Raw genomic sequence first — 23,280 nt, forward strand, 5'->3', positions numbered from 1 at the left:
CATTCTACCAGGATTTCTTTTTCTTAATTTCAGATCAAAAGTCATAATCACAAACTATGCCAATAATTAAGTCGTTGACAAACAAAGTTTTACAAGAATTTATATCACAAAACGGAAACGATATTTCGATAAAATATGATTTCCTGTTTATATCTCAATTAAAAATTGGCTTCGATATATTAAAAGCAATAATTGCTTGAACCCAGAAAGTTTAGTTAACAGGTCAGATAATTATTAACCGGATTTCATATCCGAAACTTATTTCAGTCGGTCAGCATTATACGCATATCAAAATGTCATCGCAAGTGGGATAAGAATCAATACCTCGTAGTTCAGAATACTTTTAAACGGCCTCAGAATACTTCAACGGCATTCAGATAAGAAAATACCAATTAATGAAATAGCGTTATTAAAAGATTTGAAAGAAAATTATATTAATCTTACAGTCAACAACTTACACATTGGAACAAAATTTAATTGCAATGCCATAAAAAAATCCTGCTCACGATTATGCCGCCGTTAAGATCCTATTTCCAGAATACCGAAATTAATTTCCAGATAGAAATATTGTCAGGTTTAACTGTGGCATTCGCTTTGGTGCCCGAGGCTATGGCCTTTGCGATTATTGCGGGACTTTCTCCGTTGAACGGTTTATATACAGCCTGTACCATTGGATTTATAACATCCATTTTTGGTGGAAAACCAGGAATGATATCCGGTGCCACGGGTGCAGTCGCAGTGGCAATAGTAAGTCTTTCCCAGGCTCACGGCAGTGAATATATTTTTGCCGCAGTTATCTTAGCCGGAATCATCCAAATGATCGCGGCCATATTGCGTTCCGATAAATTAATTATCCTTGTCTCGGCACCTGTTATGACTGGTTTTGTCAACGGACTTGCCGTCATCATTTTTCTTTCGCAGTTAAACCAATTTAAAATGAAGGATGAAGATGCCTTCGTCTGGCTTCAAGGAGATAAATTATATCAATTATTAATGCTGATATCCCTCACACTGGCAATTGTATACGCAGTGCCAAGATTCACCAAAGCGATTCCCTCCTCGTTGATAGCAATTCTTGTTATTTATGCGGCTGTTCACTTATTTGGGTTAGAGACAAACACCATTGGAGATATTGCATCGATAAATGGTGGGTTCCCATCGTTCCACATACCGGCACTGCCATTCTCTTATGAAATGTTTAAAATTATTTTTCCATACGCTTTCATCATCGCCAGTATCGGCCTGATTGAAACCGCCCTAACCATTAACATACTCGACGACATAACCGGCAGCAGCGGAAACAGCCGCAAAGAAATGTTTGCTCAGGGAATAGCCAATATTACCACAGGTTTCTTTTCCGGTATGGGTGGCTGCGCGATGCTTGGTCAGAGCCTGATAAATGTCTCGTCCGGTGCACGAACGAGACTTTCCGGCATTGTTGCTTCTGCAATGCTGCTTGTATTCATATTATACTGCTCGGCGATTATTGAAGATATTCCTATGGCTGCCCTCACCGGAATCATGATCACGGTCTCAATAAACACATTTGCATGGTCAAGTTTAAAGATGGTCAATAAAATGCCGTTTCTTGATGTATCCATCAGCATATTAGTATCATTAATCACTGTCATTTATCACAATCTTGCATTGGCAATTTTAGTAGGTATGATCTTGTCTGCTCTGGCTTTTGCCTGGAACAGCACGACAACGCTTTTTGTAACAAAACAACCTGATGACAAAGAGTTGAGTTTATATCAAATTTCCGGTCCGTTATTTTTTGGTTCGGTGAAATTGTTCATTGAAAAATTTAACCCGGATGACGACTTACAAACAATAATTCTTGACTTTTCAAAAAGCAGGCTTTACGACATGAGCAGCGTCATGATTCTCCATAAACTCACGTTACGCTATGAAAAGGCCGGAAAGAAAATCTACCTGTCCAACCTCAGTCCGGAAAGTTTACTGCTTTTAAAAAATGCAAATTCAACGGTTATGGTTAATATTCTGACGGATTAGAAAATCCAATTTCCCATTTTGGAATTAATATAGTTATTAAGCAAAATGTTCTTTTTTGATCCCAAGCCGTTTTATTTTTGAGTTTAAAGTACTTGGGTGAACGCCCAGGATTTCCGCAGCTCCAAAGTCTCCTGCTACCCTGCCTTTACAATATTTGAGCGTCATCAAAATATGCTCGCGTTCATTTTCATCAATCGTTTTCAGCTTTAACTCTTCCGTATGTGCTGCACCATAGTTTTTAGGTTTATTAACAGGCAGATGAATTTGTTTAATCGTGTCGCCAGTAGAAAGCAAAATACTCCGTTCGATCAAATGTTCCAGCTCCCGTATATTTCCCGGCCAGCTATATTCCATCAAATCCTGCAACGCCCTGTTCGTTAGTGTATTAATTTTCCTGCCGATTTTTTTTGAATAACGGTGGATAAAATGTGTTGCCAGCAACGGAATATCCTCCCTTCGATCCCTAAGTGATGAGAGGTAAATCGGAAATATGTTAAGCCGATAGAAAAGATCACTTCTAAAACGACCTTCTTCCATTTCTTTTTCAAGGTCACGGTTGGTCGCAGCGATAATTCTGACGTCGACTTTTATAGTAGTTTTCCCACCAACTCTTTCAATTTCTTTTTCCTGTAAAGCCCGCAAAAGTTTCACTTGTAATTCAAGAGGCATTTCACCGATTTCATCCAGAAACAACGTTCCATTATTTGCTAACTCAAACTTGCCTAACCTGCGCTCAGTAGCGCCGGTAAAACTTCCACGTTCATGGCCAAACAATTCACTTTCAATAAGATTGGCAGGTAAGGCCGCACAATTAACTTTCACCATCATCTTGTTTTTCCGCGGCGAATTATTGTGGATAGCACGTGCCACAAGCTCCTTTCCGGTACCCGTTTCGCCAAGTAAAAGGACCGCACTATCTGACGGCGCGACCTGGGCTATGAGCCTGAATGTTTTCTGAATAGCAAGGCTTTCTCCAATAATTTCGGCGTAATTCTGAGTAATTTCTATTTCTTCTTTCAAATAAATTTTTTCCTCTTCGAGCTGCTGTTTATAACTGCTGATTTCTGCTATTTGTTTGCTGACTTTTTCATTTGAAATAACATTGGCGACTGTGATGGCCAGTTGCGAGCAAATGCTTTTAAATAGATTCTGCTGGATGGTAATTTGGTTAACGTCGGATTGTCGAAAATGCATAACCGCAATATCTTCGCAACCTATCCGCAACGAAATATAGCTTGCCGGGATTGTCCCATCGGCAATAGTCTCATCCGGATCTGACCAATTTCCCCATCCCTCATTGTAATTTATGATTGGGTTCGGAAATTGGCTGGCGTAATCGGATTCCGGATCAAATAAAATTGCATTGTGCGTTCTTCTGTCTTCATTGGGAATATGTATCACATAATCGTCAATCTTAAATAATTCAAATAACTGACGTTTTATAATTTTAGCAAGGGTTGTCTTATCACGCACGGATGCAATGGCGTTACTAAATGCAATCAATCGTGATTTTTCATCTTCTCGTCTTTGAATTTCGGCATTAGCACGAATATTACAAACGGCAATAGAAATCTGGTTTGCCAGACTTTCTATAAGGTTAAATTTATTTTTCTCCTGCTTTTCTTTAAAATGAATAAGCCAAAAACCAAACACGTCATCCTCTTTCGTACACCGGGCCATAACAATTTCTTTCAATCCACTTTCCAGGTTGACCCTGAGATAAGGAGGCAATTTCTGGCATTGATCTAACACTTCCAGATCGAAAGAAACAGGTCTTGAATTAATCCTGGTTTTATTCATAATTCCATCATTGATCACATACCTGGCAGAAGAAATTTCCTCGTAATCCGGATGCGTTCTGGCAGTAGAATCGGGATCAAGCAAAAATGCGCTTGCTGTAATTTTATCTTCATTGATAATACTAAGCGTAGTATGGCTGCACCCTAGCAAACTTTTCACTTTACCTTTTATCACGATCAACAAATCATCATTGCTCCTTACGGAAGCCAAATCAGAATTAATGGATAGCAGCAGCTCTCTCTCAGCCTCTCTCCTCGAAATTTCCTCATTTGCCAGAATATTCGAAATTGCAATGGCAATTTGCGATGAAATCCCTTTTAACAAATGATCATTCATTTGATCAGCCTGTGTCCAGAGTATCCCAACATCTTGTTGTCCTGCTTTCAGCCGCAACCCGCGAATTCTTTTGGCACCCATTGTTTGCCAAAATGCTGTGCTGAGTGTCGACAATCCTCCCTGTTTCAAGAGGACATCTATATCAAAAACAACGGGTTCGTCTGACTGGAAAACTGGCTCCGATAAAGAATTTGCAATAGGCAATCTGGAATTTACGATTGATTGAAAATGAACATTGTCTTCAATTCCCTGTATATCATGAAGAAAATAACTTAACGTTTTATTATCATCATTCTTTATCGAAATAAAGTACTCTCTGATCCCGAAAAGGTTTTTCAGATATTTTTTTATGATCAAAGCCAGGCCCGTCTTATCTCTTACGGAAGCGATATCATTGCTAAAATTTAATAAAACTGATTTATCCTGATCTCTCCTGAGGATTTCTTCGGTTGCTGTAACATGGGAAACGGCAACTGATATCTGCGCACAAAAGGCCTTTAACAGCTGGCTTTGAATCACATCAGGATTAGTTGTATCTTGATGAAAAAAGAGACATCCCAACTTTTTATTGCCAAATCGTAATGGTACAGCAATTACATCGTCGATGTTATTTTCCTTACAAAAAGTTAAATATTTTAGATCCGGATATTGAGAAAAAAGCTCCTTCCTGTTGATCACAAACGGATCTTCCGACCTTGTTATTCGATCGCGAAGGCTGTCTACGGGATAATTTGTATATACAAAATCCGGAAAATCCTCCGTGGTAACTACATGACTTTCAACGTCCATAAAATAAGGATATAGCGTTTCGCCTTCGTCACTAATCAGCACGACAGCAAACTCTTGCATGCTAAATAATGCTCTGAGTTTCATGCAGAGCACATTAAAAAGTCCCGCCTTATCCCGCATAGCTGCAATTTCGCTGCTTAAAGAAAGCAAGATGGACTTTTCATCTTCGTGAGGAGAACGATTCTTGATGACATAAGACAATTCAGCATGCAGACTTTGCAGAGAGTTCAGGTGTCTATCAATCACCGAGGATAATTGTGCATTTTCATTTCGATCACTGAAATCTTTCTGGCTGCAAAGATCCGAATTTATGTCTACGCGTTTAAGGTAAGTCACCATCGCTTTGTGAGTTAAGATAGAAAACTGAGTTTCATTCATACCTCAATTTCTATACCTAAAATACAATATGCTGTCTATTAGTGAATTACCATTATTTAGATATTTTTGTTAGTGATATTTCACTAATAATATCTTAAAATTGTTGACATTTCATTAATGCAACGTGTCTGATTACGGATGCGAAGTAATCTCCTCATCAGCTCACCAGAATTGAAAATTGAGTTTAAGTGAAAGATAAATGGTATTGCATTGTATTTAAATAAGAGAGGTCCCGACTTTCGTTGTCATCCCATACCGGAAGCATAAGCTAATACCGAATAATTCTCTGCGTCATTTCCCCGCCTGAAAAAAGCTGTTCGAATTCACTTACATCGTTCCGAGCATTACTATTGACTGATAGTACTGCCATCGTCTATTCGCGATATTTAACGGCGAAAATTTAGTCAAATATTCACAATTAGCTGAATTTCAATATTTTAATTATTGGCACAGTTCTGGATTAAGTAATAGAGAAATGCAACTTCCCGGTTTGTGATGACGCCGGATTTTGAATCGAAATCCATAAGTTCAAATCGGAGCATTTGGTATCGCGAAAAATCAAAAATCTAAAAAACGCTATTAATCATTCTCTTCAACCTAATTTTCTCACCATGAACCACGCGGAACTCAAATATCAGCAGATTGAGCTTTCTTCGAAAAGACCTTTCGGCCAGCTTATATCTAATAATCAAAAAATCAGGCTTCCATTTCAAATTAAAGAACTGGATTCGAATTCGTTTAATAATATGCACGCCGCCCCTTTCTCAGGGCTGCTGGGTTTGTACCAAATTATATGGATTAAAAAGGGAAATGGCCAGTTTAAAACAACATGGACCACACAAATTGTGAAGGACAACCGTGCCTATCTGCTCTCGCCTGGTCAGCCATACGAATTCCAATTCAACAGCGCCGTTGAAGGTTTTGCCATTTCATTTTCAGAGGATTTTTTGTGTCGGACCAGCTCTGAAACCTCTCGGGTACTACAATTATCGAACAGTAACGTGTTCGTGGAAATCTTGCTCGACAGAGATATGCAACCTGACGTGCAATTACTTATCGAATCTATGCAGAAAGAGTACGTAAATCTTTATACATTAAAATCGGAAGTTTTAAGAAGTCTGTTAAAAATACTGCTGATCTATCTGTCGGGAAAAACCGTCCTAGAACCTGAATTTATTATACCAAACAATCGATTGGAGCAGCTGTTTATGGACTCGCTGAATTCAAAATTTACTGTCAAAAAAAGAGTTGTTGACTATGCGTCAGACTTGGCGATTAGCCCGAATCATCTTAATAGCGTGATTAAAAGGATTACGGGTTATTCTGTGAGTTATCATATTCAACAAAAAGTTATACTTGAAGCAAAAAAACGGGCAATGTATTCTTCAAAAAGTATGAAGGAAATTGCCTATGAACTTGGATTTGACGACACATCTCATTTTAGCAAATTCTTCAAAAATTACAGCGGCGTCTGTTTTTCAGATTTTAAAAACAAGACTGGAAGGACCTTAAACAACGCATAAAATTACTCTAAATTGGTTAACAATTAACTTATAAAAATGTTCGACAATATCATAACCCAATCCAATAAACGCAGAAATTTTCATTTGCAAGATCAGCGATGACAATTTCGCGAAATCTGATCAAAAGCTCTTACCCTTTTGAATTCCTAACTTCTTCATTTTAGAATTTAGTGTTGACACATTGATATTCAGCAATTTCGCTGCACCGTCTTCCCCGTAAACTTTCCAGTCACATTTTTCCAAAACCCGAACAATATGATCGCGTTCATTTTCTTCAATAGTCTTGGTCCTTTCCGCTTCCACAGCCTTATCTGACTGACGGATACTTTTTGGTAAAATAAGCGAATTAATTATTGATCCATTTGCAAGCAAAACACTTCTTGCCATCAGATTTTCCAGTTCGCGAACATTGCCAGGCCAGTGATAATCAAGAATAGCTTGAATTACATGATCGGCAAAACCGGTTATCGTCTTGCCTTCCTTCGTAGCATATTTCCGTAAAAAGTAATCCGCGAGAAGTAAAATGTCCGCCTTCCGTTCCCGTAATGGAGGCAATAATATTGGAAATACATTCAGACGATAATAAAGATCTAACCTGAACCGACCGGCAACGACCTCTTCTTCCAGATTTCTATTGGTTGCAGCAATTATTCTGACATTAATTTTTCTAACAGTACCTCCTATTCGTTCAATTTCCATTTCCTGCAATACACGAAGAAATTTTACCTGCAAATCCATAGGTAATTCGCCAATTTCATCGAGAAAAATAGTTCCTTGATCGGCCTCTTCAAACTTCCCAACCCTTTTGTTCAACGCTCCTGTAAAAGCCCCTTTTTCATGGCCAAAAAGTTCGGATTCAATTAAATTTGCCGGAAGGGCGGCGCAGTTGACAACCACAAGCGGTCTCAATTTTCGTTGAGACAGTTGGTGTATTCCTTTTGCAACAAGTTCCTTTCCGGTACCACTTTCTCCTAAAATCATTACCGAAATATCCGAATGTCCGACAATCCGGATATTCTCCAAAACGGACTGCATTTTTGGACTTTTACCAATAATGTCTTTCAACTCATCAGCTGGCTGAACAGTCTTCAGCTCTTTGAAGACTTTTGTTTTTTCGCTCAGATCCTGTTTCTGCTGATGCAAATACCAGGCGACATCAAGCATAACCAAAACGTCTCTTTCTCTGAACGGTTTTACCAGAAAGCCATAAGGTTTTGTTGCCTTTGCAGCATCAAGAATCTGACCGTTCGAATTGGCCGACAAGTAAACGAATGCAATATTTTTTTCAGTTAAACTCCTGGCGAGGTCAATACCGGTCAAACTTCCCTGTAAGAAAATATCCAGCAATACGAGTTCCGGATTTTCCCTGGCGATAATTTTGAGCGCAATTGGAACGGAGCGCGCGATTGAGCAAACTTCGTAACCCGCACGTTCAAGAATCATCTGGAGATTATTAGCTTCAATGAACTGATCTTCGACGATTAAAATCTTTGTTTTCAATGGTGGTATATAGCTTCATTTGACATAGACAACAGACCATTCAACCCTTAAATACATCCTCGTATCTGATAAATTTAATAATTATTCCAGAAATAAAAAAATGTAAAATCAAATAGATCGTATGTTTAAGAGGTTGTCGTCTACAACGCAAATCTTTGAGAAAACAAGCCTTTTGTCTAACTCATTAAAGGACTGATAAATCACTTTTTATTAGCCGAACTCACTTTCAAAATTCGTCTACAATTAATTTATCAAGATTAAGCAAAGTCTCTAATTGGGGAGATAGAGAATACCTTTTTTGAAAATACCAACCCGCGTTATAAGCGATCCACCTCTTGTGACTTGAATCCTCCCATACAATTATTTTCAACGGCAGATCAAGGGCCGCCACCGGATTTTCCGCCATGATCTGTGAACCGCCATGGGGATTGCCAAACAATATGAATTCTAAGGGTAAAATCTTCTGACCAGCATTATAAGACTCTGTTTGCTGGTTTATTCTGGCATAAATTGTCGCGCCTTTGTTCTGCAATAAAATGACAAGTCGATTCGTAGCATCTTCAACAGAATAATCAGTGGGCCTAATTATAACCCCGTCATAATTTTCCATACCTTATATTTATCTTAACTGATTATTTTTGAAAGCTTTTCGAATGACAAATCTGGTTAAGTTTTTCACGTCGTGAAATTTTCTAATATCTGACATCCTTTGCCCAGGCAATAAAAGATTACTGCTTTTATATATTCCAAAGATGGTAAATTCCAGTCTGCTTTAATTAAACCCCTTTATACACCAGATATGTAAAAGTCGCACCGCTAATAACGAATCCACCCCACTTTGCGTCATACGCCGCTGTTGGTTTGCTTGCCACTATCTCTTCAAGTGACTTGCCCTCTTTTTTTTGCTTCGCAACTTTTTCCCGTATCGTTACAAGCATTTCATGAAAGGCAACTAGATCTGCCCTATTTCCAACTTCGCCATGGCCTGGAACGACGATGGTTTTGTTCGTAGTACGTTCAATATTGGCCTGGGCAGCCAGAATCATACCGTCAATATTTCCACCGGTAGAATAATCAATAAACGGATAGTAACTATTCCATAAAGTATCTGCAACGTGTAAAACATCCGCTTTGGGAAAGTAGATGGATAAATCACTATCGGTGTGTGCAGGTTTATATTTTTTTATCTGAATTGATTCACCGTTGAAGTCAACCATATGCTGATCCTTAAACAGAACAGTTGGAAGCCCATCTCTTGGCGCAGGAGGAAATGTATAATCCCAATCATCAACCTTAACTGTCGTTTCAAGGTGCTTTCTGGTGTTTTCATGGGCAATGATGGTTGCGCCTTCTTCATGTACCCAGGCGTTTCCATCTGCATGGTCAAAATGCCAATGGCTGTTAATTAACATCTTAATCGGATCACCGCTCAGAGAGTTTAGAGCGTTTAAAACATTAGGTCTTGACACACCGATTCCGGCATCAACCATCAGTTTGCCGTCCGGACCATGCAGAACCGAAATATTGCCGCCTGAGCCTTCCAATACACTCACGTTACCTCTCAATTTTGTTACGTTAATTTTAGCTGTTGCCGCAGCTCGCATAATGGTTATAACCGGACTTTCTTTTTGAGAAAATAAGCTTTCAGGGCGCGTAAGTATTGCCGTTGATATCAGTCCCGCCGTTGCGATAAACCTTCGCCGGCTAATAGTATCTTCATTTTGATTGCTCATAGCATAATTAAATCTAAAATTTTAAAAAAAGTAAATAATACAAATCATCAGGCTATGGCTCAGCTTTTGAAAAATTAACGGAGCATTCGCTATTGTATATACGTAAAGGATAAATCGGTATTAATAAATGACCCAATCTGATCAGGTATTTTTTTTCTGGTTCTGTACTGGGCGTTATTCAAGCTGATTAAGCTTGTTAGTCATCAATTACTATACCATATCGTAATCAATTAATAATCAGTTTGTTATACATAAAATTGATTTAAAATGTCAGCGATATATCACCGTTTCGTGAATAGATGGTGAAATAGCAATTAAAAAGCGACCGAAGGATTTTGAGAAGAAAGATTTCAATTACATGTCTTAAATGCAGAAATCAAAACGCTTAGTCAAATGTCATAAAAATGACGGCAAGGAACATGCCCTGCCGCCATTATAAACTACAATGAATTTCTTTAAAATCTTTTCCGGGTTAAGCAGTATTAGAATTATGCCGTGTACATTCGGTACGGACGAAAATCCCATTCCAGAAGTTGATTGTGATAAGTCGTTTGTACTCTCATTCGCGACCTTAGGACACATTGAGGTAAAATCTCCACTGCCAGATATTTCAATCCAGATAATAATTTTTAAATCGCTGTTTAACGGCGCTTCACCATGAATTGAGATTTTTTTTGACCTATTACCTATATTTTGTAACTGTCGGCACAACTTTTTGCTATAATATAGAGAACAGCAGATGCTGTAATGACAGCATCTTAGAGAGGATACACCTGGCAGAAAAACATGACAGTATACGATCCTTATAGCAATCGAAGGCAGGTTGAAGCCTTGTCAGAACGAAACTAAGCTCCGGGCAAAAATGAGCCTGAACACATAGTTCAATATTATTGAATGCTACGAATAAACTTCACCTACAACTTAACCAGCTACATTAAAGATGCAAAAAGAAATATTTTTGGTAGAAGATTCAGCCGATTTTCGCCAGATCGTACGCGTTATTTTTGACAAATTCCTGCCTGAATATAAAATCCGATCTTTTCAGGGAGCTCACGAATTGTATAAATACATGGTTTTACAATCGGATGAAAATTTCCGTGGAAGGCGGCCGGTACTAATTATACTTGATTTGAAAATGCTTACACTTAGCGGACTGGAGGTCGTGAAAATGTTGCGAAAAACGCCATCGAACGCGGTTACGCAGTGGCAAACCATACCAATAATTATGTTAAGCGCGCTGGCCAACCAGGAAGATATTAACAATTGTTACCTTGCAGGTGCCACGTCATTTTTTAGTAAACCTGTGGAATTAGACGACTTGAAACAATTGCTGATTCGTATCTGCCATTATTGGGTCGATCATAATAAACTTGCAACTGTCTCCACGCAATCAACATCTGCAACTGTTATGAAATTTCACCCATAATTGGTTAATGTTCTTGTAACCACAAATCAAAATTGCCTCAGTTCCGGGTCATTATATCCATGGCGTCCTCTAATATCAGTTCTTTATCATCCAGAGATCTGCGCTTCGATTTTTCTACCAGATAATAGACTTTCGTACCAAATGGCTGTTGATCAGATGTATATGAACGTCTGTCCTGATAGATATTTTTATCAGATGGCAAGTGACCGTAAGTTGTATTGTAAACTGACAGAAACTCCGCTAAGGCATAAAACATGCTTTGACACCAATTTGAATCTTCTTGCACACTCCCCTTTCCTGCAACCTGCGATCCGGCATAAATATGCTTTGGTATCAGAACTCTATATACATACAACTCACCCGTTTCCAAATGCAACATTTTAAATATCCCTAAAAATCCGGTCGGCACACTATTCGGGACAACTTTTGATGAAAATACCAGCGTCTTCATTTATAATAACTTGTGGTTTCGTGAATAGGATCTATTGATTTTTTCGAAAACTTTTATGCCAATACGTGGGGTATTTCAAAAATTATTTTCGTAAAATCGACACTTATGAGTTATCTCCAGTCAGGGCAAACTGAATCGTTTAAGAATAAGCCTATTATTCTGTTAAAAAAGGATTGGAAAGTTCGTTCAATAATACAATTGGCATATTATTTGAGTGTACTATATTGTATTCGCACTACCGAGTGAAGAATGGGTGCTTCTATCCGATTCAACTTACAGTTAGGAAAAAACCTATCATATAAAGCTCCTGACAATACCTTTCAAAAGCCAAATATCGGCAATCTTACCAATAACAGCAGGACGCTTCCCTTGTGAATTTCATGAAATGTGCCTTGTCAATAATCAATCTTACCAACCTGATCATGAATCAAGGACGAAATACAAAATACCAAGTAATGCAGAATACGCAGCCTGATGCGAGACATGGCGAAACTTCACCTCAGGAAGAAACAATTAACGAGAAAATATTGGCTCATACTACCGCATTGTTAAGAATTTCTAACCCGGTTGGGAATAGTAAATATATCAACAAGGCCTGGATAGATTACACTGGATCAACCTTTTCAAATGAGCATGACTTCACGGAAAATATGCATCCAGAAAGTCGCAGACTATATAAAAATGCCTGGCAACAGGCTGTTTCTGAAAACAAAGAGTTCAGCATCACCTACATGCTTTTACATCGCAGCGGCGAATATCGCTGGATTTGCGAATACACACGGCCTATTTATACGAACGGAGTTTGTGAAGAATATCTTTGTACAGGAATTGATATCCATGACTACAAAGCGCATGACGAACATTTTATTAATAAGTGGACGTCTATTTTAAGAACAAATTTCCACGACTTGCGTGGTGCTATTGGTATCGTGTCGGGAGCCTCGGGACTTCTGCAACTTATGGAAAAAAAAGAAGACAGGGATTATACTCTGGAAATGATCCGGCGCAACGTAACGCAAATCCAGGTTTTAATGGATCAGTTACTTGCTCAGTTCGCGTCTGAAAAAAATGAACACACAAGAAATAGTTGAAACATTGCCACTAATGTTTGATAAGAATAGATCATCACGAATACTGTTAATAAAGTAATGACCAAAAAAGAGCGCCCTTTTAGTTGCGCTCTTGATTCTTCAAAGACGAAATGTTATTGAATTGAGTTCCTAATCATTTCAGCCATCTCCAGATGGTGTATAAGCGTTGGCAACTTTCCGGATGCCCATGCTTTTATCTCATTGTCATCGCCGCCGCTTGATCCAGCCTGAAATAAGTTTACAGTTTCCTGATGAGAAACTACCATCATTTTAGTAAACATCATGTCAAAAGCAGCACCGCTTGCCGCCATTAAACTGTCAACTTTTTGCTGTTTTGCGGTACTCAGCGTAGTTGGTATCGTAACCTGCCGCACACTCGCCAATGATTTCAGCTCGTCATTTGCTTTGCTGTGGTCGGTTATCATCATTTGCCCGAATGAATGAACGCTCATAGAATCTGAATCCATCATATTCATCATCGAGTCACCTTTTGCAGCTGCAAGTTCGCCAGCCCTCACTTCAAACATTCCGCCATCGGCGGCATTTAACATAAAGGTTCTGTCTTTTTCGGTTACAACAGCTGAAACATCGTCCTGATCATCGTCATCGCTACATGCCATCGCAGCAAATGTCATTGCGGCAATTAAGAATATTGAATTTAACTTTTTCATAACTTTTGTTTGTTTAATAAGAAGATAAAAAATTATTTACGACGCAGCCAGGCCACGACCAATGTGACAACTGCGACGCTGATTACAACTTTCCTGACGACTCCGGCAGGGTTATGTTTTAATGCTGCGCGGCCACCGACTTCGGAATAAATGTTCGGAACATGGCCGGATTTCAGATCATCGGCAAGCCCTTCGAACATTTGAACACGGTCCGCCAAAAGCAAGGCAAGCCAGTGTAATGCATGTGACTCGCTGTATTTAAAAGCAAAACGACGAATATTTCCGCTGATACCTGACGGCGGAACAGGAGTTCCGAATACGGCGGTTAGCCCTGGACGTTCATTCGAATGAAGAATTTCCACTGTTGCAGGCTGCTGGGTAGGTCTTTCCCAAATCATACCTTTGTTATCGTTTTCAGTCCGATGTTTCATCGGATAAGCTGGTACGTCCAAAGGGTTTTGATCTATTCCCCAACCATTTATATGGCTATAATCTTTTTCTGTCTTTTTCATATTGACTTATTTTCTGGCGGATGGTATCAGAATCGTTTTGATACAGTTGTCCAGTTTGGCGGAAAAAATATGGTAAGCGTCGGAAACTTCTTCAAGTGGTACTCTATGCGTGATAATCCCTTTTGGGTCAATTCGCCCAGCTCTCACGTGCTCGATCAACCGCGGAAGCAGTCGTTTTACAGAAGCCTGGTTTGCACGGATTGTAATCCCCTTATTCACTACATTCCCTATGGGAATGATATTCCCCGTTGGTCCGTAGACTCCTACGATGGACACCACCCCACCCTTTTTGACTGCATTAATTGCCCAGTGCAAAGCAGTTGCCGAGCCTGCCTGTAACATTAGCTTTCGACCTGTAATTGTTTGAAAGGCGCTTCCAGCCGCTTCGCATCCCACAGCATCGATGCAAACGTCAGCACCTAACCAGTCTGTCGTTTTTTTGATAAACAATACCGGATCTTCAAGCGAACGAAAGTTATATGCTTCACATTGAGCATATTTTTTTACAAATTCCAAGCGATATTCGATATGATCGATAACAATTACGCGCCCTGCACCAAAAAGCCAGGCGCATTTTGCGGCCATGATTCCAATAGGTCCTGCTCCAAAAACCACCACGGTGTCGCCTGGCTTGATCCCTGCCATTTCCGCCGCCTGGTAGCCAGTTGGTACGACATCGGTCAGAAGCACTGCGTCGTCATGGTCAATATCTTCAGGAATAATCATAGGTCCAATATCCGCATACGGAACCCGGACATACTCGGCTTGTCCGCCATCGTAACCGCCGGCCGTGTGGGAATACCCAAAAATCCCACCCACAGCGGTTGCTTCCGGATTTGATTCGTGACAGTTTCCATAGAGCTCCTGCTCGCAGAAAACACATTTACCGCATGAGATATTAAAAGGGACGAGCACATTATCACCCACTTTCAGATTTTTTACCTCTGAACCAACTTCCTCAACTACGCCAACGAACTCGTGGCCAAAAGTAGTCCCTACACGGGTATCCGGAACAAGACCGTGATAAAGGTGCAGGTCTGACCCGCAAATGCAGGAACGTGTCACCCGCACAATCGCATCACCGGAATGTTCTATCCGCGGCATTGACTTGTTGCGGTCAGCGCGGACCCGATAAGGTCCGCGGTAATTCATTGCTAGCATATTTTCCGTTTTAGGTTGTGATAAAGAATTTTTGACGGCGGGATAAGATAAAAATCATGCCGAACCGGAATGGGGTGACCAAAGAATCGGTTGGAAAGCAATAACTGGCATAACATTTTACTTCCGGCCGGTCAAATATTTTTAAATCTCCAAGTTTTCAAAAATTATCCGCAATGAAACCAATTATCAAAACAGTCATTTCATCTTTGGCAGCAACAACTGCCATGACACTATTCAGTTACGCCGTATCTGATCACGAAAAAGAGAACTTCCGGGAACCCGATTTGCTTGCAACTTTCATTGGCAGGACCTGCGGGGTAGGGAAAGAGGCGTCCCAACCTATGGGCTGGGCGTCGCATTATTTGATCGGGGCGGGATTTGCTATCGCCTACCTGCTATTTTTCAAGAATACGAATTTGAAATCTTCCGTTAAGAATGGAATACTGTTTGGCGGCGGGGCAGGGCTGGTTGGTATCCTTTCATGGGAGACACTTTTCCAAACTCATTCCGCACCGCCCAGAACAAATAAAAAAGAATTTTATGCACAGTTAATGGTGGCACATATCATATTCGCAACGACGTTAGCACTTTTCAAAAACAACCGAAAATTATAACTAATGGCCAGAAGACGGCATACCTGTTTACAAGCTTCCCATTTCCCCAGTTTGTGCGGGAATGATTTTTATCAAATAGGCGCCGCACGAAACAAAAATTTATATGGAAAATCTGACAAATGCCGGACACGGTGAAGGCCAAGTTGCAGAAGCGATCGAAGAACAAACAGCTAAATTGCCATCAGACATATTCCTCTGGTCTTCATTGGGTGTAATTGGCGTTTCCCTGGCCTTGAAAATCATGGGACGCAAACACACCGCTCTGTTTGTGGGGCAGTGGGCATCCCCCATTTTGTTGTTGGGTGTCTACAATAAAATTGTTAAAACCCAGGGGCATGATCAGGAGTAAAATTGAAGCTGAACTGTAACGTTTCTACCAACAAACAAAATTTTATACCACCAGCTGTGTTCGACTGCACTGAATTCTTAGCAGACAAAAAGCATGGCAGGTGGTATAATATTAGTTTGTGTAGTTTTTTTGCCAATTGAATAAGGAAGTATCTTATGAATCGTGAAATCTTTGTCGTTGACGATAATGTTGATTATCAGTTCCTATTTTTCAGACTGCTCAAAGAACTGGACCGGCCATGCACCGTTAAGTTTTTTGAAAATGCCAAGGCCTGCCACCAGCATTTGGAACTTCTGAAAATGAATAAGCCCAAAGATTTGCCATCTCTTATTGTAACAGACCTGCACATGCCAGGAATGAATGGACTGCATTTATTAAAATTACTTAAAAGTGAAGGGAAGTCTACCGGTCTACCTGTATACGACACACCCGTAGTGGTCATGACAAGTTACCTGTCGGACCAGCAAGTTCAGCAATGTTATAAGGCGGGAGCGAATGCCGTGATAATAAAACCGATAGATTCCCTGCTCATGAAGACAACCGTACAATCCATTTGTAACTTCTGGGTAGATCGAGTTAACTAATGAATAACCATTTTCTGCACTTTGCACTACCCTTAATCAATTCCCATTACTCTTCGTGGGCTGTGATTCGGAAGAAAACAGCTGTTTGGACATTTCAAGATGATGTTTCAGCGAAGGTATTTTTGAATCTGCCCACTTTTTAAATTCCGGATCCTTTCCGCTGGTTGATTCGGTCTGAAAGAGCCCAACAGTTTCTTCATGCGAAGCGATCATCATGTTCATGTAAAGCATATCAAATTTTTCTCCGCTCATTACAGCGAGACTATCATAGATTTGTTGTTTTGTATTACTCAGTTTTGCTGGAATCTCAATCTTTTTTTTGCTGGCCAGAGTTTTCAGCTCGTTATTCGCTTTGTTATGATCGGTGATCATCATTTTACCGAATTCTTTGGTTTTAGCTTTCGTACCTTGCCTTATAGCCAGCTCCCCCAACTTCACTTCGAGCATTCCGCCATCTGCCGCAGAAAGCACAAATTTTTTGTCAGGAGACTCTTTTTCGAAACGATCAGAAAATGCCAGCAATGCTGCCAGTGAAATACAGGTTATTATCAGGAAACAGGCTTTCATGAGACACGTAGTTTAATGTTAGGATTGATTGAAAAATTCGCTGTGCAGGTCAAAAAGTGTGCCATCAAATTAATGATTATAGGTAAATACAAGCCATGCAATTATTACATCTCTAAAAAAGGAACTGGATACCGATTGGCTAATCGATGTATGGACTTGTTCCAATTCCGCCGAACATCATTTCATTATTCATCAACTGGTCCTGAGTCGTTAGATTTTTATTCTCAACACCCAAGACACTATCATCCAATAATTTTATAAATGTCCGGCCCGTTTTCTCCAGATGAGGTCCAAGATATCGCTGGCGTTTCAAGTCTCCGGATTTTAACTGCTCTTCCTTCTTGTCAATATCTGGTTTTGCTCTGTAAAACACATAGGAATCTATTTTCCTGTATTCCAACGGATCGCCTGGCAGCTGCACGTAAGAAACAATTTTTTTATAAAATACCGGCTGCCAGTTGGCAGCGTATTCTTCATCGGGTAAATGTTCGATTTTTTTAGTTTGACAAAAGGCCTCTGTTCCAAGGCAACCCAACACGCCTACCATCAATATCGCAATGCTAACTGTCTTCATAATCCTGCGTTTTTTTTAAATCCCGTGGCCTGAACAAAAAGCCTGCCAGTAACTGATTGGTTGCCAGGAGATGTAAATGCTAAGTGGTTCCCCACTGTGTAGAACTGAAACGCCTGTCAGGGTTCCCAGATCACTGGCACAAATTTTTACCAACGGCCGGATTCTTAATCTGAAACAAAACCCAAAATGCTATGTTTTACCACGTAAAAGAACTACAATTCAACGCCAGGGTATCAAAGCCAGACCCTAAATTTGCACGTTTGCTGCTGGAACAATTTGGAGGAAGTAATGGTGAGCTCAAAGCAGCCATGCAATACTTTGTCCAGGCATTCACTGCTAAAAATCCATATCCGGATAAGTATGATTTGCTCATGGACATTGCTACGGAAGAGTTTAGCCACCTTGAAATCGTAGGTGCGACAATTCAGATGTTGCTGGGCGGTGTCAACGGTGAGTTGAAAAACGCCACGGAAGAATCAGAGATCATGAAGCTTTTGGATGGCACTGCTGCAAAAGAGGATTTTATTCACGAAGCTATTATCAATCCTCAATTTGGAGTGCTTACCGGAGGTGGTCCAGCATTGACTGACAGTAATGGTATCCCGTGGACAGCCGCTTATGTTAACGCTAATGGAGACTTGACTGCTGATCTGCGTTCGAACATTGCAGCAGAATCTCGCGCAAAACTTGTTTACGAGTATCTGATGAAATTTACCGATGATCCATCGGTGAAAGAAACACTCCGCTTCCTGATGACGCGTGAAATTGCCCATTACCAAATGTTTGAAGCAGCACTTGCGACAATTCAGCCAAACTTTCCTCCGGGAATACTTCAGGGAGATCCGAGGTACAGTAATTTATACTATAACATGTCGAGCGGAATGGATGCTACCGGCCCATGGAACCAGGGAACCAGCACTCAGCTTGGAGAGACGTGGCAGTACATTGAAGATCCATTGCAGCATGTTATGGATTCTAACGGACTTACCAACCTTACTCCAACCGGGACGGACAGGACAGAAAAGTCGGTTCAGCAATTGAACGAAGAATTGAGCAAGTTGCGCAACGAAGAAATAACCAGCGCCACTGCTGAAATCGACGCGCAATGGAGTACCTATACCAAAACAGGAGGTCTCATTAGTGACCTATAAATAAAATTTCATTGGAATTATCGAACAATCAGGCGGATCGGGTTAAAATTGTTTTTTACACCGATCCGCTCTGTTGCTGGAGCTGGGCTCTTCAACCCCATTGGCAACGTTTTCTTGAAAATTACAAAGACCGTATCACTTACTCATATTGTATGGGTGGCATGATTCCGGACTGGACGAAATATAATGATCCGTTCAATTCTGTGAGCAGACCTGCACAAATGGGGCCGATCTGGATGGAAGCACAGTATAAAACCGGTGCGGTTATCAATGACACAATCTGGATGAACGAGCCGCCAGCTTCCTCGTACCCTGCATGCATAGCTGTAAAAACTGCTGCGATGCAAAATTTCGAAGCATCGGAAAATTATTTGAAAGCAGTCTGGAAAGCTGTGATGGTGGATTCTCTTGACATTTCTAAAAAAGAAGTGCTGCTTGATATTGCTAGAACTTTGGGCACTCAACCTTTAAATAACTTTAATTTCGAAAGATTTAAGGCTGACTACAATGGCGACGAAAGTCGCGATGCGTTCCGGAATGATCTTCGTCAGGTTGCTTACAGCCGCATCGGACGCTTTCCGACCATGACGTTTACCAAAGCAGGAAAAGGTATCATTTTTACTGGCTTCCGTCCCTACGAAGCACTTGTTGAAGCTTTTGATCAAATAAACCAGACAGTCGTCGCCACCACTGACACAGGCATAGTCAGCTGATTACCCGTGAATTAAATCGACTTTTGAAAAATAATAACATTTCTATCACCATGGAGAGACGTATAGAAAACGAACTGCTAGAATCACCGGAAGGAGCAGAAATACAAACACTTCCAGGCAGACCTTACCCCTTAGGCGCGACCTGGACGGGGGCAGGGATTAATTTTGCCATTTTTTCCGAAAATGCCGACGGCATGGAGCTCTGCCTTTTTCAACCTGAAAATGAATCTGACGAATATATAAAAATAAAAATTGAGGAAGTTACCCATCACATCTGGCACGTCTTCGTACCGGGCCTCAAACCGGGGCAACTTTATGGCTACCGCGCTTACGGGCCTTACGAACCTGAAAAGGGACATCGTTTTAATCCCAACAAGTTACTGATTGATCCTTATGCAAAAGCGATTGACGGAACGATCAAGTGGGATGATTCGGTTTTCGGGTATCAAATCGGCAGTGAAGTAAATGATTTAAGCTTTAGTGAGGCTGATAGCGCTGGCTTTATGCCGAAAGCTGTGGTTGTCGATACCAGCTTTGACTGGCAAGGAGATACAACACTTGAAACACCTTACCACAATACCGTCATTTACGAGGTTCACGTGAAAGGCTTTACCATATTGAATGAAGAAATTCCGGAAGAAATCCGGGGAACATACGCTGCAATTGCTCATCCTGTTTCCATAAAATATCTGAAAGAACTAGGCGTTTCCGCCGTTGAGCTCATGCCGGTACACCATTTTGTAGAAGATCAGCACTTACTGGAAAAAGGTCTGACCAATTACTGGGGTTATAACACGCTTGGATTTTTTGCACCAGATTGCCGTTACAGCAGTAGCAACGAGCCAGGTGGGCAGGTTAATGAATTCAAAGAAATGGTTCGTGAGTTGCACAAAGCTGGGATTGAAGTTATCCTTGACGTGGTGTATAACCATACTGCCGAAGGTAACCATCTCGGCCCTACTTTGTCTTTCCGGGGTTTGGACAATGCTTCCTATTATCGGCTGATGCCTGATGACATGCGGTATTATAAAGATTACACCGGCACAGGTAATACGTTGAATGTTCAGCTTCCGAATGTGTTGGCCCTGATCATGGATAGCCTGCGTTACTGGGTTCTTGAAATGCATGTGGATGGTTTCCGATTTGACCTTGCAGTGGCTCTGGCTCGCACGTTGCACGAAACTGATAGTCTCGGTTCATTTTTCAATATTATTTATCAGGACCCGGTTATCTCCCAGGTCAAGCTTATAGCTGAGCCATGGGATATTGGTGATGAGGGTTATATGGTTGGAAAATTCCCTGTGGGCTGGGGAGAGTGGAACGGCATCTACCGTGATCAGGTACGTAATTTCTGGCGGGGACGCGACATTAAAATGACTGCATTTGCACACCGCTTCACAGGAAGTCCAGACCTATACCAATGTGACTATCGCAGGCCAACGGCAAGTATCAATTTCATCACGGCCCACGATGGATTTACGCTTAACGATCTGGTAAGTTACGACGAGAAACATAATGAAGACAACGGCGAGGGTAATAACGATGGCGATAATAGCAACCACTCCTGGAACTGCGGAGCCGAAGGTCCAACGGAGGATCCGGAAATTAATTCATTGCGCGACCGACAAAAAAGGAACCTGCTGACCACCATGTTTCTATCGCAAGGCGTGCCCATGTTGGTTGCTGGCGACGAGATAGGCAAGACCCAGCATGGAAATAACAATGCATATTGCCATGACGACGAAACATCCTGGCTAAACTGGCAATCAGCAGATCGAAAATTGCTTGAATTTACCAAGTCTTTAATTCACTTTTGTGAAGATCATCCCACTTTTCGCCGCAGACGTTGGTTTCAGGACTTGCCTGTTACTGGCTCAGACATGAAGGACATTATGTGGTTTGTGCCAGATGGGCAACAAATTCCTGATGAACAGTGGGACGAGGACATCGCCCGTTCTTTCGGCGTATTCCTCAACGGACAGGGTATTAGGTGCGTCGATCAGGATGGAAAAAGGCTTTATGATGATCATTTCTTCATCATTTTTCACGCAGCTCCAGAGCCACGTGATTTTGTACTCCCAAACGATGAATGCGGATCAGACTGGCATATTATCATAAACACTGCTGAAAATTTTATTGGAGAAAATGAATATACGGTCAAGGCCGGTGAAACGCTTAATATTCTCGGACATTGCGTGGTAGTGCTCCGGTGCTTGTCCTCCCCTTCACACTAACTTCTAAAAAAATGGATTTTATAGAAGGGTTGGGGCTGCTTGCCGGTATATGTACATCCTCGGCGGTTATACCGCAGCTGGTGACGACGGTCAAAAAGAAAAAGGCGAGCGAAGTTTCGACTGCCATGTTTGTCGTACTGCTTACTGGTAACGCATTGTGGGTTTATTATGGCATTGATAAAAAAGATGTTCCAATTATTGCAACAAACATATTTACAATTTGTCTGAATGTGGCGATGCTTTTTTTAAAGTATAAATATAAGGACAACGACTAGTTTGTTTTGACGCAGATTTGTAAACTGTTTAAACTCTGACGATGGAAATGACAACCGGTTTAACAAGCCGACATTTCCATTCCATCGTCAGAAACTATTTTCCGGTTTCAGAATGAGGCGCGTCAACAGGCTTTGATTCAGCAGATCCCTTTTGACGCAGGAAAATTGTAAGCAGCACAATACTTGCAATAGAGAGAAATTCGCTCTGCCAGTTCTGAAAAGTTTCAAACCAGAAATTGGCCTGGGTCAGGTAGTCTGCAACGCTGTCCTGAGGTTCGCCCAATAAAATATTTTCTGCATTATGGTCCATCCAGCTTCCATAAAGATGCAATCCCCAGCTAATCAGAAATAAGATGAGAAAGGTTAAGAAAAGAGAGTTTTCGTATATTTTTAAAATAAAACCACCTTTTTTTACAGGCCACGGAGCATCGGCGCTGGCTACCGGTTCCCGATCTACCTCCTCGGGCTCGTCAAGCGACTTGGATTCAGCTGATCCTTGCTGACGAAGGCCGACTGTGAGGACAACATACAAGGCCATTTGCAGAAACTCACTTTCAAAATTTTCGAAGGTTGCAGATATGAAATGCCCACTGTGCAGGTAACTCCACAATCCTATTGCCGATGCTCCATCCTGCTGAATTTCTTTATTATGAAGATTCCAACCGGTAAACACCTGTGCGACAAGCGTAATGGCAAACAGGAAAAGGGCGACAATTCCCAGCCCGTTTTTGTAGAAAAATGAATGGCGTTTCGGTGAAATCATGGTTTAATGATTTGAAGGTTATTTCTTGATTTGATAAATCGTGCTTGAATTGATTTGCATCTATTAATC

At 40.9% G+C, this 23,280-nt stretch carries 22 protein-coding genes; 11 read left to right on the top strand and 11 right to left on the bottom strand.

Annotated features, from left to right (window positions below; translation table 11 throughout):
* The first annotated feature begins 510 nt into the window (after positions 1 to 510).
* Positions 511 to 2,016, top strand: a complete 1,506-nt coding sequence (locus L0657_RS22055; RefSeq protein WP_235152933.1) for a SulP family inorganic anion transporter — start codon at positions 511 to 513, stop codon at positions 2,014 to 2,016.
* A 36-nt stretch (positions 2,017 to 2,052) separates the two neighbouring features.
* Here the strand turns inward: L0657_RS22055 and L0657_RS22060 are convergent, their stop codons facing one another.
* Complete coding sequence (locus L0657_RS22060) at positions 2,053 to 5,319, bottom strand: sigma 54-interacting transcriptional regulator (protein WP_235152934.1); 3,267 nt, start codon at positions 5,317 to 5,319, stop codon at positions 2,053 to 2,055.
* A gap of 611 nt (positions 5,320 to 5,930) precedes the next feature.
* Between L0657_RS22060 and L0657_RS22065 the strand changes: the two genes are divergently transcribed.
* On the top strand, positions 5,931 to 6,842 hold the full coding sequence (locus L0657_RS22065) for an AraC family transcriptional regulator (protein WP_235152935.1): 912 nt from the start codon (positions 5,931 to 5,933) through the stop codon (positions 6,840 to 6,842).
* Positions 6,843 to 6,962: 120 nt separating this feature from the next.
* On the opposite strand, the gene L0657_RS22070 is transcribed toward L0657_RS22065, so the two are convergent.
* The 3 genes from L0657_RS22070 to L0657_RS22080 all read right to left on the bottom strand — a co-directional run bounded on the left by L0657_RS22070 (position 6,963) and on the right by L0657_RS22080 (position 10,075).
* A complete protein-coding gene (locus tag L0657_RS22070) occupies positions 6,963 to 8,342 on the bottom strand; it encodes a sigma-54 dependent transcriptional regulator (protein WP_235152936.1) in 1,380 nt (459 codons plus the stop codon).
* 226 nt (positions 8,343 to 8,568) lie between these two features.
* A complete protein-coding gene (locus L0657_RS22075; RefSeq protein ID WP_235152937.1) occupies positions 8,569 to 8,952 on the bottom strand; it encodes a DUF302 domain-containing protein in 384 nt (127 codons plus the stop codon).
* Positions 8,953 to 9,118: 166 nt separating this feature from the next.
* The gene (locus tag L0657_RS22080; protein WP_235152938.1) at positions 9,119 to 10,075 is read right to left on the bottom strand and encodes an MBL fold metallo-hydrolase; all 957 of its coding nucleotides are present in this window, start codon (positions 10,073 to 10,075) and stop codon (positions 9,119 to 9,121) included.
* A gap of 940 nt (positions 10,076 to 11,015) precedes the next feature.
* Between L0657_RS22080 and L0657_RS22085 the strand changes: the two genes are divergently transcribed.
* A complete protein-coding gene (locus L0657_RS22085) occupies positions 11,016 to 11,501 on the top strand; it encodes a response regulator (protein WP_235152939.1) in 486 nt (161 codons plus the stop codon).
* Between the two features lie 37 nt (positions 11,502 to 11,538).
* On the opposite strand, the gene L0657_RS22090 is transcribed toward L0657_RS22085, so the two are convergent.
* Positions 11,539 to 11,952, bottom strand: coding sequence for a hypothetical protein (locus L0657_RS22090; RefSeq protein ID WP_235152940.1), 414 nt, complete (start codon positions 11,950 to 11,952; stop codon positions 11,539 to 11,541).
* Positions 11,953 to 12,374: 422 nt separating this feature from the next.
* On the opposite strand from L0657_RS22090, the gene L0657_RS22095 reads away from it, so the two are divergent.
* Positions 12,375 to 13,043, top strand: coding sequence for a PAS domain-containing protein (locus L0657_RS22095; RefSeq protein WP_235152941.1), 669 nt, complete (start codon positions 12,375 to 12,377; stop codon positions 13,041 to 13,043).
* A 113-nt stretch (positions 13,044 to 13,156) separates the two neighbouring features.
* Here L0657_RS22095 and L0657_RS22100 read toward each other — a convergent pair whose 3' ends face one another.
* From L0657_RS22100 to L0657_RS22110, 3 genes are read right to left on the bottom strand one after another with little or no spacing between them, the layout of a single operon-like run.
* The gene (locus tag L0657_RS22100) at positions 13,157 to 13,714 is read right to left on the bottom strand and encodes a DUF4142 domain-containing protein (protein ID WP_235152942.1); all 558 of its coding nucleotides are present in this window, start codon (positions 13,712 to 13,714) and stop codon (positions 13,157 to 13,159) included.
* A gap of 32 nt (positions 13,715 to 13,746) precedes the next feature.
* Complete coding sequence (locus tag L0657_RS22105) at positions 13,747 to 14,226, bottom strand: hypothetical protein (protein ID WP_235152943.1); 480 nt, start codon at positions 14,224 to 14,226, stop codon at positions 13,747 to 13,749.
* 6 nt (positions 14,227 to 14,232) lie between these two features.
* Complete coding sequence (locus L0657_RS22110) at positions 14,233 to 15,387, bottom strand: zinc-dependent alcohol dehydrogenase (RefSeq protein ID WP_235152944.1); 1,155 nt, start codon at positions 15,385 to 15,387, stop codon at positions 14,233 to 14,235.
* A 173-nt stretch (positions 15,388 to 15,560) separates the two neighbouring features.
* On the opposite strand from L0657_RS22110, the gene L0657_RS22115 reads away from it, so the two are divergent.
* From L0657_RS22115 to L0657_RS22125, 3 genes are all read left to right on the top strand, one after another.
* Positions 15,561 to 16,001, top strand: coding sequence for a hypothetical protein (locus tag L0657_RS22115; protein ID WP_235152945.1), 441 nt, complete (start codon positions 15,561 to 15,563; stop codon positions 15,999 to 16,001).
* A gap of 103 nt (positions 16,002 to 16,104) precedes the next feature.
* On the top strand, positions 16,105 to 16,350 hold the full coding sequence (locus tag L0657_RS22120; RefSeq protein WP_235152946.1) for a hypothetical protein: 246 nt from the start codon (positions 16,105 to 16,107) through the stop codon (positions 16,348 to 16,350).
* A 155-nt stretch (positions 16,351 to 16,505) separates the two neighbouring features.
* On the top strand, positions 16,506 to 16,934 hold the full coding sequence (locus L0657_RS22125) for a response regulator (RefSeq protein ID WP_235152947.1): 429 nt from the start codon (positions 16,506 to 16,508) through the stop codon (positions 16,932 to 16,934).
* A gap of 36 nt (positions 16,935 to 16,970) precedes the next feature.
* On the opposite strand, the gene L0657_RS22130 is transcribed toward L0657_RS22125, so the two are convergent.
* A complete protein-coding gene (locus L0657_RS22130; RefSeq protein WP_235152948.1) occupies positions 16,971 to 17,501 on the bottom strand; it encodes a DUF4142 domain-containing protein in 531 nt (176 codons plus the stop codon).
* 139 nt (positions 17,502 to 17,640) lie between these two features.
* Entirely contained in the window at positions 17,641 to 18,075 is a 435-nt protein-coding gene (locus tag L0657_RS22135) for a hypothetical protein (protein ID WP_235152949.1), read from the bottom strand.
* Between the two features lie 191 nt (positions 18,076 to 18,266).
* On the opposite strand from L0657_RS22135, the gene L0657_RS22140 reads away from it, so the two are divergent.
* From L0657_RS22140 to L0657_RS22155, 4 genes are read left to right on the top strand one after another with little or no spacing between them, the layout of a single operon-like run.
* A complete protein-coding gene (locus L0657_RS22140; protein WP_235152950.1) occupies positions 18,267 to 19,226 on the top strand; it encodes a manganese catalase family protein in 960 nt (319 codons plus the stop codon).
* An 11-nt stretch (positions 19,227 to 19,237) separates the two neighbouring features.
* Positions 19,238 to 19,939 carry a DsbA family protein gene (locus L0657_RS22145; RefSeq protein WP_235152951.1) on the top strand — a complete coding sequence of 234 codons (702 nt, stop codon included), beginning with the start codon at positions 19,238 to 19,240 and terminating at the stop codon, positions 19,937 to 19,939.
* Positions 19,940 to 19,989: 50 nt separating this feature from the next.
* The gene (gene glgX, locus L0657_RS22150; RefSeq protein ID WP_235152952.1) at positions 19,990 to 22,173 is read left to right on the top strand and encodes a glycogen debranching protein GlgX; all 2,184 of its coding nucleotides are present in this window, start codon (positions 19,990 to 19,992) and stop codon (positions 22,171 to 22,173) included.
* A gap of 11 nt (positions 22,174 to 22,184) precedes the next feature.
* Complete coding sequence (locus L0657_RS22155; RefSeq protein WP_235152953.1) at positions 22,185 to 22,448, top strand: SemiSWEET family sugar transporter; 264 nt, start codon at positions 22,185 to 22,187, stop codon at positions 22,446 to 22,448.
* A gap of 94 nt (positions 22,449 to 22,542) precedes the next feature.
* Here L0657_RS22155 and L0657_RS22160 read toward each other — a convergent pair whose 3' ends face one another.
* Positions 22,543 to 23,211 carry a DUF6766 family protein gene (locus L0657_RS22160; protein WP_235152954.1) on the bottom strand — a complete coding sequence of 223 codons (669 nt, stop codon included), beginning with the start codon at positions 23,209 to 23,211 and terminating at the stop codon, positions 22,543 to 22,545.
* Positions 23,212 to 23,280 lie beyond the last annotated feature (69 nt).

It is taken from the genome of Dyadobacter sp. CY345, from assembly GCF_021502725.1.
Taxonomy (GTDB): Bacteria; Bacteroidota; Bacteroidia; order Cytophagales; family Spirosomataceae; genus Dyadobacter.

What these genes read in the sequence shown, in the direction of transcription:
- L0657_RS22055 (WP_235152933.1), top strand. Translation starts at nt 511, where the DNA reads ATGCCGCCGTTAAGATCCTATTTCCAGAATACCGAAATTAATTTCCAG.
- L0657_RS22060 (WP_235152934.1), bottom strand. Translation starts at nt 5,319, where the DNA reads ATGAATGAAACTCAGTTTTCTATCTTAACTCACAAAGCGATGGTGACT.
- L0657_RS22065 (WP_235152935.1), top strand. Translation starts at nt 5,931, where the DNA reads ATGAACCACGCGGAACTCAAATATCAGCAGATTGAGCTTTCTTCGAAA.
- L0657_RS22075 (WP_235152937.1), bottom strand. Translation starts at nt 8,952, where the DNA reads ATGGAAAATTATGACGGGGTTATAATTAGGCCCACTGATTATTCTGTT.
- L0657_RS22080 (WP_235152938.1), bottom strand. Translation starts at nt 10,075, where the DNA reads ATGAGCAATCAAAATGAAGATACTATTAGCCGGCGAAGGTTTATCGCA.
- L0657_RS22085 (WP_235152939.1), top strand. Translation starts at nt 11,016, where the DNA reads ATGCAAAAAGAAATATTTTTGGTAGAAGATTCAGCCGATTTTCGCCAG.
- L0657_RS22090 (WP_235152940.1), bottom strand. Translation starts at nt 11,952, where the DNA reads ATGAAGACGCTGGTATTTTCATCAAAAGTTGTCCCGAATAGTGTGCCG.
- L0657_RS22095 (WP_235152941.1), top strand. Translation starts at nt 12,375, where the DNA reads ATGAATCAAGGACGAAATACAAAATACCAAGTAATGCAGAATACGCAG.
- L0657_RS22100 (WP_235152942.1), bottom strand. Translation starts at nt 13,714, where the DNA reads ATGAAAAAGTTAAATTCAATATTCTTAATTGCCGCAATGACATTTGCT.
- L0657_RS22105 (WP_235152943.1), bottom strand. Translation starts at nt 14,226, where the DNA reads ATGAAAAAGACAGAAAAAGATTATAGCCATATAAATGGTTGGGGAATA.
- L0657_RS22110 (WP_235152944.1), bottom strand. Translation starts at nt 15,387, where the DNA reads ATGCTAGCAATGAATTACCGCGGACCTTATCGGGTCCGCGCTGACCGC.
- L0657_RS22115 (WP_235152945.1), top strand. Translation starts at nt 15,561, where the DNA reads ATGAAACCAATTATCAAAACAGTCATTTCATCTTTGGCAGCAACAACT.
- L0657_RS22120 (WP_235152946.1), top strand. Translation starts at nt 16,105, where the DNA reads ATGGAAAATCTGACAAATGCCGGACACGGTGAAGGCCAAGTTGCAGAA.
- L0657_RS22125 (WP_235152947.1), top strand. Translation starts at nt 16,506, where the DNA reads ATGAATCGTGAAATCTTTGTCGTTGACGATAATGTTGATTATCAGTTC.
- L0657_RS22130 (WP_235152948.1), bottom strand. Translation starts at nt 17,501, where the DNA reads ATGAAAGCCTGTTTCCTGATAATAACCTGTATTTCACTGGCAGCATTG.
- L0657_RS22135 (WP_235152949.1), bottom strand. Translation starts at nt 18,075, where the DNA reads ATGAAGACAGTTAGCATTGCGATATTGATGGTAGGCGTGTTGGGTTGC.
- L0657_RS22140 (WP_235152950.1), top strand. Translation starts at nt 18,267, where the DNA reads ATGTTTTACCACGTAAAAGAACTACAATTCAACGCCAGGGTATCAAAG.
- glgX (WP_235152952.1), top strand. Translation starts at nt 19,990, where the DNA reads ATGGAGAGACGTATAGAAAACGAACTGCTAGAATCACCGGAAGGAGCA.
- L0657_RS22155 (WP_235152953.1), top strand. Translation starts at nt 22,185, where the DNA reads ATGGATTTTATAGAAGGGTTGGGGCTGCTTGCCGGTATATGTACATCC.
- L0657_RS22160 (WP_235152954.1), bottom strand. Translation starts at nt 23,211, where the DNA reads ATGATTTCACCGAAACGCCATTCATTTTTCTACAAAAACGGGCTGGGA.